This window comes from Bacillus sp. FDAARGOS_1420 (genome assembly GCF_019344915.1).
Lineage (GTDB): Bacteria > Bacillota > Bacilli > Bacillales > Bacillaceae_G > Bacillus_A > Bacillus_A mycoides.
The window spans coordinates 346,766-360,617 of sequence record NZ_JAHWJB010000002.1 but is presented as its reverse complement, the minus strand read 5'-3'; the positions used below and the strand labels follow the sequence as shown (position 1 = coordinate 360,617).

Here is a 13,852-nt window from a genome sequence, read left to right as displayed (position 1 = left end):
ACCTAAATCCCACCTTTGAGTATCAAACCCAAAATTGCCATAACTATTGCACTAATAACAATTCGTAAAATCCATGTGGTATTCAGACTGATTTTTTCTAATTGCTTATTGATTGTAGCAATATCTTTTTCATTTATCATTGTACGAGTTTCCAGGTTACGAATATCTCGCATGATTTCTTTTTGTTCTGCTTTTAGGCTGTCGATTTTTACATATACGTCTTCCATACATTCGCATCCTTTTATCATCTTAATAAAGCAATCTCTATATCCTATGAAACAACCCTATTCGTTGTGAATCTATGCAGGATATTTTTATACCAAAGCCGTATTTTATTAAGTTTTATATCAATAACTGTGCTGCGAGTGGTAGTTCACCAACGAAGTATGTTGCACTAAATGGATGAGTTTCTCCTGCTTTTACTACACAATTTTTATACACTTGTGGATATAGCTTCTGCAAAGTGGCATCTCGATGCTGTAACCAGACGAGCGGATTACGTATTCCGGTTTGCCCTTTACGTAAACTTGCATGAATATTATTTATTTTCATGGCTACTACATACTCTCTTTCTTTGCTTAGCATGGCATAGCTTGCCATTTTCTCGCCATTTACAATATCTTTACTACTGTTATCAGCTACAAGCGTTTCAAAGGATTTCCCTGTCGCATCTACCAATTTCTCTACAAATGGACGACTACCCGGAAGCATGGCTATATAACCATCTTCTATGAAAGTATCTTGTAACCATTTTACTTTTATATCAAACGTCACACCTTGATTCGTAACAGTATGAACAGAATAAATCTCACATAATGCATTTGTAAGATCCGAAGGATGAAATCCTTTCATCGATTGAACAACTCTCACAATTTGCGCTTCTTTTACCGTTGTATCAGCTACCCAAGAAGTTATTTCTTTATCATCTATATAAAGCTTTTGACTACCTTTGAAAACTGTTGCCGCACTATGCTCTGGTATCCATTCAGCGTTTACAGATGAGTCGTTTGGTTTCATACGAAATGCGAATTCTTTATTACTGAAAGGAACAAGTAAATCCACTTCTTTAACTGGATTCAAAAGGTCATCATAAATAAAAGCTGTCTTATGTGCTTCCGCTGCTTGTGCATAGCCAGTATCATTTTTTACCCATCCTCGAGAAGTGTTAGCACCACCTGTCGGTGGATTAGCTGGATCGTCACCTTTGAAAGTTGCTACGACCGTATGTGTTCCTTTTGCTAAACCCCGTGCAACTGAACGGGTTCCATAATTCACTTTTAATTCGTTCGTTGGAACATCGTTAATGTGTGTACTTATTGTTTTTACTACCGTACCATCCACCTTGAACTCCCATAGTCCACCACGATTATCAGTGAAATGTTGAAAGTCAAAACCCGTTCCATCAAATGTAAATGTGAATGTATCACCTACTGTAGTCGTGTAATAGTTTGGCAGATTCGCCTTTTGCACGGCTCCTGTATCGCGTGTATAGTTGATTGCATTCACCTTCTGGGCTACAACACTCAAATTTGAAATCGCACAATCTTCTAATTTTACATAGTCATCTTTTGTATCTTTACGCAACGTGTAATGGGCCACCTTGTTCCCACGAAGTGGTATCAGTATATCAAGTGTACGGTCCCCTACAATACGTGTATACATGTTAGATGAAGTGTTATGGTTCCGAAGTAATTCAATAAAATCCCGTTGATTCGGAAGGAAGTCTGTAATTGTAGTTACATCCACTCCTTCTAATGTCTTCCCAGCTTTCATAATTTTTTCAAAAAGCTGAAATTCATTTTTCGATTCCATGTTATCATCTGCTAATAATGAATCCCTAACTTTGAAAGAAAACGGAAAGGTGCTGATTCGTTTTTTCACACCTAATTCTTCTCGTTCAATGGATATTTCACAAAATACTGTGCCTGTTTTTGCAAGTGTTTGCGTCGTCAAAGAAACACTGATTTTCCCCTTTTCTTTCTCTAGGATCTTAATATCCTTGTTTTGAAATACCAACGTTTGGTCTGGTTTCTTGAACGCCATCACAATGGTATCCGTATCTTGTAACACAAAGGGCTGATGTTCATCTTCCGTGATGTTTATGATTAATTCTGACGTATTCAAATTATTTTTGGAAAACTCTATATCATACATACGATTTTCTTGTCGCGTATCTACGATAATTTCATAGGAACGTTTCAACCTCTTCACTCCTTGCCAATCAAAAAAAGACCCTGTATGGTCTTAGTTTCGAATGATATTTTTTAGTTGAGAAAGCTCTCTTTGCCATACCCTTGTGATATCCATACGTTTTGCCCCAAATGTTACTCTCCATTCTCGCTTGTTATTTGCATACACTTCTTCCACATCCGTAATCCTTGCATCCATTGTTATCCCAATCTTTTCATCTTCACATGTTACAATATCCCCTATTGTCCAATCCTTCTCATATTCCATCCCTGGTTTCTCCGTTATCACACAAGCAAACGAAACAATCTCATTGTATTCGCTCTCTAGTTTCTGTCGGCCACGATCTGCAAGCATTTGATACATTTCAGATTCGGGTTTATCTTTTTTATCTTCTGTTTGATTACTTACATCTCTCGCATCGATAAACACCTCTTTTCTCGATAAACCTTTGGCCCGCTCTGTCGAAACCTCTATAATCCTTCTTTCTTCTCCCTCACCCTGTCCGCCGACGTATGCTGTATTTTTATAATTTGATGTGTCTTTTTCAAATTCACGTTCCAGGACATTTTCTAAAGCAACGGAAAAAATGACAGGTGGATACGTCTGTTGATGCCTTGTCAAGTTTTTCCCAGCAAAAACATCGAAAACAAATTGTCTAGTGGTTTCATCTAGATATACATCCCATCCCAACTCAGAAGCTAAGGATATTTCTTTTAATTGTTCTGCAAGGTTTTTTAAGCGACTTTCAGCTTGGATATATCCTCCTCTTTTTTGATTTACCTTTATAACGAGATTCGGAATGAATCGATTTGAATCTGATGGATATACCGCATGCCTATCCACATAATGTTTCATAACCGTTTCTGCATCTGCATACCGTCTATCATGGGTTGTATTGGGCGGCGGAGTAATGATTCGGTTACCCAATATCTTTTTTAATTGATATCCTTTTACCATTCTTTTATCATTTTTATCTATAGAATAATTTGTAATCATTCCTACACGCTTTTCATCTATTAAAATAAAGTTATCATCAAAGAGACTGCTTGCATATTTGGCATCGTTGGGAACTTGTAATGCAAAGGTTCCAACATCTTCCCATGAACGCCCAAAAGTAAGTGATTCATAATTACTAATTTCACCGATTTTTTCTAAGTCTGGTGTATAGATAATCAATTCCTTTTCCCCTCTCTTATTGGTGTGCGTATTTTGTTGGATACGAAATGGTAGAAATGTCTACCTCTCGATTTACTGGTATACTTTTGCATATCAATTGTCCATCTGACCACATCACAACATGACCAATCGCAAACCACCCATTATTGTCAATTGTAGTAACAGGTCTATATTGCGGTTCCAGTGGAGCTAGATCACTTGGAATTTGTAAAATAACCATCCCATTGTCTTTGTATCCACTCATAACTGCCCCTCGAAAATGAATCACTCCAAAATCATCTAGAAAATAAGAAACCATTCCATCTTTCCTTGCTGGTGTCCATCCGTTTCTAAACGCTGGTACAACCCAGCTTGATTGTTTCTTCTTCGCATATAAACCTGTTTGTCCCTGTAAATCACAAAAAGTACGCTCATCAGTGATTTGCGTACCATCAATAAATGATTTTCCTTTTATAATTCGAACTTGGGCAATTGGTAACTCATATATCATACCTCCATTGTTCATATTGTCTTGTTGTAATGTTGGGGGTACTGGAATTGCTGCTACCACTCCCTTTTTTACCACAAGATGAATGCTTCTAGTTGCAAGGTTTAACTGCAAAACAATCCGATCTATACGGTCTAACGTAGCATGCGCTGGATCATGTACGAAAATACGTAACCCCTCAAGGATATATCCTCTCCCATATATCACCGCACATCCTGCGTTCACAGAAGTTTTCATACCATCCGATATAGAAATGATATTCATATGATGCAAATATCCTTTTACAACTCCCGTTCCGAAAAACATATCAAATAATTGAGCAAAATCTTGCGAATTATATAATTTATCTTCGCCATCAAAGAAAAAAGAACGCTCTGCCATGATACGTTCTCACCCCTTTCTTTTATTTTATATCCCTGTATATCTTTCTCTAAAACGAATACGAACCGTAGTGCTCTCCCTACCTGCATTCGCACTATAATCTACTATATTTAGACCAACCTGTAATCTAAATTCATTCAACCTGACTCCCGAAGCAATCCAGTTGTATGCATTTCTCCTCGTTCCATCTATCCCTACAAGTTCAACGGTATTTTGACCATACGCTGTATTGATTTCAAGACGTTCTCCTGCAAGAATATCCCGGTTGATTTGTATACCTTTCATCGTTGTAAGATTCGTGATCCTTGGATTTGTACAAGGCCCAAACACCTCTATTTTAACAGGTGTTTCCTCATCACCATTATTGATTACCTTTTGTTGTTCACCTTTATATCCAAATTGTACGGTTGGTTTACATGAAAAAGGAAAACTAAATTTTGGTGTCCATGATAATAACGGTACTTCTATATCGCTTTCATTTTTCCAATATGGATCTGAGGTAGTAATATGAAATAATCCTTGTTGTAAAATCAAAAATTGTTCGTCTTCTACCCTGTATTTCGGTAAGTTTTCAATAATTATTGTATTTTGGAATATACCATGTGGCATTTGCACAGTTACTGTGAATGGCCCTGCCTTTGGATGTAACACACGATTTAATTTTCTACGTAATTCGAACAATTCTTTGGCATGAGGTGCTTCGATATAAAACTCAAGTGGATACTGCATCCCTTTCATCGTTACCGAAACAGGTGTAAAACCGTCTTGCATATATCCTTGTGTTTGGGAAAATTCAGCTTCACTTCCCGAAAGATCAATTGAAGTAAGGACATATGGTGGCAATGGTCCGAATTCCACTTTTTCTAGTCTTTGATTTTCGATTATCACTCACTTACTCATGATGTCCCTCCCCATGTGAAAGCAACTTCATTTAGCACTCTTTGCTGTTGTCTCATTACTTCAGATGTATCTTGATTGTAGAAATGATTCACAATTTGTGTTGGTGTTTTAGTTTGCGCCGATCTATTATCAACAGGCGCGTATTCACGGTTGCTGTTATTACTTGAAATAATATTTTTCCATGCCCCTAAACGGCTTATATCCATTGAGCCAAGATTTTCAAATCTTGCTATATTCCTTCCGATATTTGAAACGATTTCACGCATGTTACCAGAAAAGTTCCCCTGTAAACGAAGGATTTGATTTTGTTTAAAAGAGCGGATTCCATCCATTGCACCTTCCACAGTATCTTGTAAGGCATCACGAACGATTGAAGATTGACTCTTAATACCTGACGCAAGTCCTTGTGCCATTCGAACTCCTGCAAAAGTGTGTTCATTTTTATCCAACTCATTTACTAAAGCATCATTCGCTTGAAATGCAAGTGTACGGCTTTCTTTTTCAGCCATAGGTGATGACTGTTTAATACCTAAAGCAAAACCTTCACCAAATGGCATACCACCCTGATCCCTTGTAAGCTTCGAGGGTGAGTTTACATCAAGCGTGGCTCTCAATGCAGCAAAGGCACCTTGTGCCAATCCTGAAGCAACCCTGGATACAATTGAACCTTTACTGGACATTCCGTCGGCGAAACCTTGCGCAAAGCTACCACCTACACTATTAGCACTTACGCTATTTAAACCACTTTTACCACTCTCCGCAACATTTACACCACTAGATCGTGCACTTCCAGTTTGGCTTCCTACTCCTCTAGCAAATTCAATACTAGCTCTCGCACCACCACCACCGTCCGTAGCGCTGCCAAGTGTTCCTTCAACGCCTTGTTTCACACTAGAGGCGGATCCAACTACATTACCTCTATTCCCACTAATCATTCGCTGCATCATGTTAGTTGAATTTGAACCACCATTTCCATCCGTTGTACTACCTAAGGTGCTTTGAACTCCCAATTTCACACCAAAAGCTGTTCCAACCACACTCCCATGATTATTAGCAATATTATTTCTCATCATAGAAGTGGAATGATTACCACCATTGTTATCTGTCGTGCTTCCTAATTGTTGCTCTACACCTTGTTTTATTCCACTTGCTTCTCCAACAATCCCCGGCTTATTTTGTGCCATGAATTGCCTCATAAGCAAAGTAGACATTGCTCCGCCGTTTCCATCTGTCGTTGAACCAAGCGTTTGCTCTATTCCTTGTTTCACTTCACCCGCCGCTTGAACTGGTTGTCCGCCACTTTGACGAATTCCAGCTGCTGTTGTTTGCGAGATGTTTGCTCCTTGTTGTGTTGTATCGACGTTTGTCTTTGTTACAACCATTTGTCTAATAACTTCAAGTGCCTGATCAATATGAAATTGACCATTCTGCATACCTTGTACAAGCGACCCGATTGTTACTTGTCCATTTTCTCCAAGATCATATTTTGTTTCATCTTCAATACTTACACCGAGTTGTTTCAAAATATCTTGGACGCTAACAAATCCCATTTCCATGCCTGTTTTTAAAGTAGACATGATTTTTGTTCCCTCTTTAGATAAATCGGTTGCAGTTAATTTCGATACATGTTGTTGAAAGAAAATAAACACAGCGTCAATACCAACTGTGCCTTCTTTTAAACCATGTACAAATTGTGTGGTTGTCATCTTGCCAAGCGGACCTAAATCGATTTCTAAATTTTTCTTAAGATCGATATTTAATTTGGCTGCAATATCAGATACGTTCATTTGCTTTAAACCCTCTGCAAATGTTGTCATAACCTTACTACCTTCTGCTGTTAATGATTTATTCCCCATTTCAATGCGCATGGTACTAATGAGAGCAACTGCTACATCCTGAACCTTATATTTTCCCGTTTTTATCCCATCAACAAATTCTTCTACCTTTACTACGCCTTTTTCTCCTAAATGAACAGCCTTTGTACCATCTTCCAGAGCATAAGCGATATCACTACCAACTTGCACAGCCTTTTCACGAGTAGATTGAAAAAGACTGTCATAAACAGTATTAGAATTCGCAAGTAAAGCCTCACCATATCTTTTTACTTCTTCCGCACTTTTTTTGCGTAATTCAGACTCTTTTGCTGATCGTTCTTGAAGCCTTCTAAAGAGATTATCATTCTTGCTCTCAATCATTTCTGAATTCTTAACGTATTCACCAAAGCTTCTACCTTGTATTGTAATTTTTTCTTGTTCGGCTTTTGTAATACCCGTTGTCAAGTCCATTTCAATTCCTTTAGACTTTAACACTTCTTGAGCTTGCTTTAGCCGTTGTTTATAGCCCTCTGTTATGAGGATAGACTGCTCAGAATATTTCTTATTAATTTGCGCAATTGCAACTTCTTGTCCCTTGGTATCAGCTATTTTACTTTTCGCAAACTCTATTTCTTTTTGCCTTGCTTTATCTAAGTCATTATATAAACTTGTATATTGTTTTCCTAAATCTTTTACTTTTCCTTGAATCGTTTCAACAGACGTATTCTTATTGAAATTATCCATTGCTTTGCTGATTTTTTGAATCTCATCTACACTTTTAGATGCTGATTTTCCAACTTCACTATCAATGGATTTTAAAGCTGCAAGAAATACAGACTTATCAGCTGCACTCATTTTATATATTTGTCCATTATATTGTGTGAGTAAGCTTTGAATCTTCTCGTTCGCTTTGATAACCGCTTCTTCTTGCGCTTTAAATACTTCCATTTGATCATTAAGAATTTTATCTTTTGCTCTTAATACAGCTGAATCTGTTTCACCTGAAAACCAACTATCTAAATGAGTCTGAAGCTTGCCTTTATCTTTATTTATTGCTTGAATAGCTTCGTCTGCTAACTTACCGAATTCATCATGTGCTCGCTGAACAGCTTCTTTCGCTTTATCTCCAGTAAGTACAGGAATTTCATCTAATGTTTTAAAAGCTTTTTCTTTTAAATTCATGTATCCTTCGAGTGCTTTTTTTGTACCTTCACTTACACCCTCACCATATTTACGGCTATCTTCTTCTGCTTGTTTCGCTTTTTTGCCTGTTTCGGCAAAAGCAAATCCTAGTGCTCCTAATCCAATTACAACTCCACCAATTGTCGCAACAATCGGGTTCGCTATAATTGCCCCTATAGCAAAAGAAAGCATTCCAAGAGCACTCACCACCCCTAATACGACCGGGGCTAATAATAATGATGTACCATATACTTTTTTCGCACTATCATCTAATCCGTTGAACCAATCTGCTACACCTGTAATAGATTCTTTTAGTTCAGGTATAGCTTGTTTAGCAATATCTACAATCACCTTGCCAAGTGGTTCTAATGCAATTTGTAATTCACGAGTGACAGATTTCCATTGTTTTGCACTCGTATCATAACCGTCAACCATTTTATTCATTGCACCACTATAGTTTCCTAATCCCGTTTCCATATTGTTTAGAGATAACATAGTAGTGGCTTCGAGATCTTCCCATTTCACGCCAAAAAGTGCAACGCCTAACTGATTTACTTTAATTTGATCATCAGTTGTTCGTAACTCATTTAAAACAGCATTGAATACATCTTTTGAAGCAGCTTTTCCTTCTAACATTGCTTGCCAAACCTTTTGTGTTTCCTTACTCATTTGGCCCATCGCTTCTGTTGTGGACTTACTACCATCTTTAACACGGATACCAAACTCTTTCATTACATCATTCACATAGTCAAGATTATAAGCACCATTTTTACTACCGTTAATCAGAATCGTAAACATTTCATCAGCACTAAATCCCATCTCATGGAACAAGGGACCGTACTCACTTAAATTATCAAATAACTCATTGGAATAGTTTAGACCCTTTGTGGAGCCTTGCGCTAATAGATCAAATGCTTGTTGTCCAGATAAGCCAAAACGGCCCATTAATTGAGCCGCACCACGAGTAACCTCGTTTACATCCGACTCCATTGTTTCAGCTAATATTTCACTGTCACGCGTTACTTGTTTTAACGTTTCATCATCGTTAATATCTTTGATATTACGCTTTACTTTAACTAAGGAATCACTGACACTAGCTAAATCTTCACCATAACCTTCGCGCCATACTTCTCTTGCTACAGCACTAACTTTTAGACTTTCTTCTCTTGTTAGTCCTAATCCAGCTTGTACTTTTTTATTTGCTTCTTCAAATTGACCTGCATTTAGTACTAAAGCTCCAACTCCTGCTGCAACACCAACCGCCGCTGCACCGAATCCTTGACTGATTCTAGTGCCAGTCTCTTGCATACTATTTCCGACTTCATTCATGCGCTCGCGCATTCTTCCAGAAACGTTGCTTAACCGATCCATTCTTTCTTCTGTATCACCTAATTCATTACGATAGCGATGTAAAGCCGCTGAAGCGTTATTGAAAGCTGTATCATTTCGGGAAACTTGCGCGGTCAATCGTTGCAAAGCTTGTGTGCCTTGCTTGTATTCTTGCTGTAATTGATTATATTGAGCTTGTAAGTCTTTTGTTTCTTGCGCATTTTTTCCGTATGCCTGCGTACTTTGCTGTATCTCTCGTTCTAATTGTTGCATCGATGTAGCTAACTGCTCGCATTTTTGGCGCATTTCTTGTTGTTTTTGTTGTGAAGTCCTCAAAGCTTGCTCATAATGCTTCATCTTTTGCGTCTGCGCGTCAATTTTTTGATTTAAATGATTTGCTTTATTTTCAAGCTGATCCATCTCAGAACCAACACCACGTAATTGCTCTGAAGTATTTCGAAATTCCGCATCGATTCTTTTTAAACTTCGATTCATACCTGCAATTCCATTTTCAAATTGATCTGTATCCAACCGGACGCGACCGCCAATTGTATGATCACCTAGTGCCATTCCATTTTCACCTACCTTTATAACCACGCTGGCGCTTGGTTCGCTGTTGTCACTCGATTTGCTTTTTCCTTTCTCGCTAAACAGGTAAAGTAAAACGCAATATCCATCTCATTGATTTGATTTTGTGTCATTCCTGCATCCATAAGAACGTTATATATATCAATTACGATGTCCTCGTATTTGAACGTTTTCTTTTCGGCTTCATCTCTAGTTGTTTCATCAACTTTTTTTTCGCATCTTCTACCGTTTCCATTACTTGTATTGCCTCATTTAAACGGCCCATAATGGTTAAACAAACAGAATGTATGGTTAAACTTAAAAACCATACATGTGTACCATCAACAAACTCTTGAGCCGTAAATTGATTTCCATATATACGAGCTATAAAATGTGCTGCTCTTTCAATTGTTTCTTTTGAGACAAGATCCGCTTGTAATTCATCTGCAAATGTAGATGCTTCAAAAGTGGCTGAACCCGGAATAAACTGTGGTAAATGATAATCTTTTTGCCCCTCTGCGTTTTGCAATGTAATTTTCATATTGATGATATCCTCCTAAATTAGAATAGGGACGGCATTCGCCACCCCATTTCATCATTATTTTCAGCCACCAATTGATGGTGCTACAACCGGTGGTGTTGGTACTGCCTTGAACCAGTTCGCTGCAACAGTTGGATCAAATCCCACTTCCTCTTCATCTAAACGATGTCTCCAGTTACCATCAGAACGTTGAATTGCTTTCCCTTTCATTTTCGCACTTTGGAACGTTGGTTTATCCTCCGCTGTTTTATGCTCGTCACTTGGAAGTTCAAACTTCATTTTGTAATAACATACATATAGATTTTTTCCGTTGTCATATGGTAACCGATATAGTAAAGCTACATAAGGAGGTACATCGCTTGTATTATCAACAACTTGGCCTTTCACTACCTTTTTCCCTAACAACTCCGCATAAACGGATAAAGGTAATGTATCCACTTCTAATTCAATTTCCGTTCCACCAAATGCACTCGCTGTTGCTGCTGGTCCACCTTCAGCATAAAAAGTTACTGATTCTGCTTTAGGCGCTGCTTTACCACTCACTGTTTTACCAATTCGTTTCGGTGTAGTGTAAGTAAATTTGCCATCCGGTGTCTCTGTTAAAACCGCATAATGCAAATCCCTAAAATCAATTGTCATTGCCATCGTTCATTTTCCTCCTTCATTCATAATTTCCGTTATAAAACGAAAACCATATCGATACATTTTTGTATCCATTTCATAATTTGGATAAGTACTTACACGCTGAAAAGACAGCTTTTTCATAGCTGCCTGAACTGCATTTTTTAATTGTGTTTTGATTGATGACATAGACCATATATCTACTTGATACATAACATTTGATGTTTTCTCTTCATTCTCCGCATAAACACCTGGGGAAACATTTAACTCTGAGAAGGTAATCCATATATCTGTTTTGTCATTACCTTTTACAAATTGATATACAAATTCTCCAACCAATTCAGTTTTAATAACTGTATCTGTACGTAATATATCAAATACTTCTTTATTTAAATTTCTCATCGGCCAGTAATCCTCCGCATAAATTCTCTTTCCATCTCTTTCAAGGCTTCTTTTTCACTTTGAATTAAAGTTTTTTCAGCAAACCCTTTGTGCGGTGGATTTGGATTTTTACTTGTTCCCCAGTTTTGAAATTTCATATAATAATGCGGAGAATTACCCGATTTGTCCCATCCAATTTCAATTGAATAGGAACTGCCTTTCTTTACAACTTTTCCTATATGAATAGCATCCTTAGCGTGTTTTCCATCTCGCCATGATTGTTTGGGAGTTGGTTTTTGTACCTCCGGACCGAGAGGAGAATTTCTTTCTAAGTTCTTTTTGAATACCTTTGCTCCAGCCTGTAACGATTGTTTTGTGATCTGAGGAACATCTTGTCCTAATCGTTCTAAATCCCTCATCCATTCCTCAATGCCGAAAACTTCTAATTCTGCCAATTCGATCGCTCCTCACAAATAAGGCACATTTCCTTATGTTGTTCGTCGATATCAATAACTGACTTAATCTCGTATAACTTCTCATTATACCTTACACGCATTGCTGAATGAATACCTTCTCGATATCGAATTGTGAAATTTATTAATTTAATAACAAATTCTGCATTTCCTTGAAATATTTCCGATCTAAAACCTGTACCAAATGGTGTTTTAGGTTCTGCCCAAACTATAGCAAACTCTTTCCATCCGGATGGAAGTGCATTCCCCTCTTCATCCTTCGTTTCTGCTTTATATTCAAGTCTAATTCGTTTATTTAACTTTGCCGCGTTTAATGGTCGCTTGTATTTGAAAGGTTGCATATTATTCACCACTCCATACAATTTCTTCTAATGCTTTTGCAACACCAAAACTATTAATTTCGGTTAAAAAGTTTTTAGTAAAATACTCAAGTGCATCATTATAGACATAACGAGAACGTTCAAAAACTAATTCTTTGAACGTCTCATCTTTGTTTATGTCATACGATCCACACAATTTTATTAAAGCTTCATTGGATGCAGAAATGATACGTTTTAGGTTATCATCTTCCTCATCACCTAATCGCATCCTTTCTTTGAATTGCTGTAATATTTCATTCGGAATTTCTGCTTCCATTTACATCATCCTTGTGCCGATGGTGTTGGTGGTGTGAAAGAAATCTTTAAATCATAAACAAGAGCTGCCTTATTATCTTTTGGTTTACCATTAGCAAACTGTTTGATTGTATAAAGTGTAGCATCTTCAATTGCTAATGTTTGGTCAAATTTTTTAAGCTTGTATCCACCTGCAATTGCCGCAAGGTATTGACCCTTCACAAAGAATAACGCTTTACCAACTGGCACTTCTTCAGATTCTACAGTTTGAATGTTATATGGTAGTGCCATTACCCATTGGCCTGTTGCCGTTTGAATTGTATTACGCGCTTGTACACCAATTGCATCCACAGGATTTACAACCATCACAATTTTATTTAATACTTTACGAGATTTCCCTTTCCCATCCACAGATAAGGATTTCACTACTTCATAAAGCTCACCCGCAATTACTACACCATTTTCAGACGGAGCAAATGTTAATGTACCAGATGATTTTTTATCTGTTACTGCATTTGTAGTAGAGTTAAAGTCTTTCATTAAACCGATTGGTTGATTTACACCTGTACCATTAACAAAACCATATTCTAAACCAACAGAATAAGATTCTACTAATAAAGTTCGGACATAACGTTCAACCCATTCAGGCCCAAGATCTAACATATCATTTGGAATCGCTGCGAATGCAGTTAATTTAAGTTGGCCAATTTGTTCTTCACGGAATGCCGCATTTACTTGACCCTTGATTTCACCAAATAAAGGCCCCCATACATAAGCTTTAGTTGCATCAGAATAAATAAACTTCGTGACCGCTCCTAAATCTTGTAGTCCTACAGCCTCTAATAATGGATGTTCGGTTACTACATCTTCAAATACGCGCTCTTGCGTAGTTTTAGGAAGAATAGAATCATCTTTGAATCCACCCTCTTGTACAACAGCGTTAAAGAATTTCGTTTCTGCTGAAGTTAGGACGTTTTGACCACGTTGCTGCAGAATAGAACGATCAAGCATATCATTATTTACTTGCTCACGAACTGAGTTCGCTACATCTGTTTGTAATGCATCAAAGAAATTCTCAAATGCTTTCGATTGTTCTTGCTCTGTACTTTCTGCATTAGTTAAGGCATCCGTTAATTTCGCTTTCGCTTTATTAAATGCTTCAGATTTATTAAATGTAATGACCATTGTGTGTTTCC

13 protein-coding genes are annotated in these 13,852 nt (G+C 37.5%); all 13 read right to left on the bottom strand.

What is annotated here, in order from left to right; genetic code table 11:
* Positions 1–2: 2 nt before the first annotated feature.
* The gene (locus tag I6L50_RS12100; protein WP_219301203.1) at positions 3–227 is read right to left on the bottom strand and encodes a hemolysin XhlA family protein; all 225 of its coding nucleotides are present in this window, start codon (positions 225–227) and stop codon (positions 3–5) included.
* 115 nt (positions 228–342) lie between these two features.
* A complete protein-coding gene (locus I6L50_RS12095) occupies positions 343–2,202 on the bottom strand; it encodes a BppU family phage baseplate upper protein (protein WP_219301698.1) in 1,860 nt (619 codons plus the stop codon).
* Positions 2,203–2,244: 42 nt separating this feature from the next.
* Positions 2,245–3,366 (bottom strand): siphovirus ReqiPepy6 Gp37-like family protein, encoded by a 1,122-nt coding sequence (locus I6L50_RS12090; RefSeq protein WP_219301697.1) that lies wholly within the window; start codon positions 3,364–3,366, stop codon positions 2,245–2,247.
* A 16-nt stretch (positions 3,367–3,382) separates the two neighbouring features.
* On the bottom strand, positions 3,383–4,234 hold the full coding sequence (locus tag I6L50_RS12085) for a structural protein (RefSeq protein ID WP_219301695.1): 852 nt from the start codon (positions 4,232–4,234) through the stop codon (positions 3,383–3,385).
* Positions 4,235–4,261: 27 nt separating this feature from the next.
* Positions 4,262–5,122, bottom strand: coding sequence for a phage tail family protein (locus I6L50_RS12080; protein WP_257475387.1), 861 nt, complete (start codon positions 5,120–5,122; stop codon positions 4,262–4,264).
* 8 nt (positions 5,123–5,130) lie between these two features.
* Entirely contained in the window at positions 5,131–10,029 is a 4,899-nt protein-coding gene (locus I6L50_RS12075; protein WP_219301693.1) for a phage tail tape measure protein, read from the bottom strand.
* Positions 10,030–10,192: 163 nt separating this feature from the next.
* Complete coding sequence (gpG, locus tag I6L50_RS12070; protein ID WP_219301691.1) at positions 10,193–10,567, bottom strand: phage tail assembly chaperone G; 375 nt, start codon at positions 10,565–10,567, stop codon at positions 10,193–10,195.
* A gap of 63 nt (positions 10,568–10,630) precedes the next feature.
* A complete protein-coding gene (locus tag I6L50_RS12065) occupies positions 10,631–11,212 on the bottom strand; it encodes a major tail protein (protein WP_219301689.1) in 582 nt (193 codons plus the stop codon).
* A 3-nt stretch (positions 11,213–11,215) separates the two neighbouring features.
* Positions 11,216–11,590, bottom strand: coding sequence for a DUF3168 domain-containing protein (gene gp17 / locus I6L50_RS12060; RefSeq protein ID WP_219301687.1), 375 nt, complete (start codon positions 11,588–11,590; stop codon positions 11,216–11,218).
* Positions 11,587–12,024: an HK97-gp10 family putative phage morphogenesis protein gene (locus tag I6L50_RS12055; protein ID WP_219301683.1), complete on the bottom strand. Its 438-nt coding sequence runs from the start codon at positions 12,022–12,024 to the stop codon at positions 11,587–11,589. The genes gp17 and I6L50_RS12055 overlap by 4 nt, the downstream gene beginning before the upstream one ends.
* On the bottom strand, positions 12,012–12,383 hold the full coding sequence (locus tag I6L50_RS12050; RefSeq protein ID WP_219301681.1) for a phage head closure protein: 372 nt from the start codon (positions 12,381–12,383) through the stop codon (positions 12,012–12,014). Before I6L50_RS12050 ends, I6L50_RS12055 begins: the two co-directional genes overlap by 13 nt.
* 1 nt (position 12,384) lies before the next feature.
* Positions 12,385–12,678, bottom strand: a complete 294-nt coding sequence (locus I6L50_RS12045; protein ID WP_219301679.1) for a hypothetical protein — start codon at positions 12,676–12,678, stop codon at positions 12,385–12,387.
* 5 nt (positions 12,679–12,683) lie between these two features.
* On the bottom strand, positions 12,684–13,841 hold the full coding sequence (locus I6L50_RS12040) for a phage major capsid protein (RefSeq protein WP_219301677.1): 1,158 nt from the start codon (positions 13,839–13,841) through the stop codon (positions 12,684–12,686).
* Positions 13,842–13,852 lie beyond the last annotated feature (11 nt).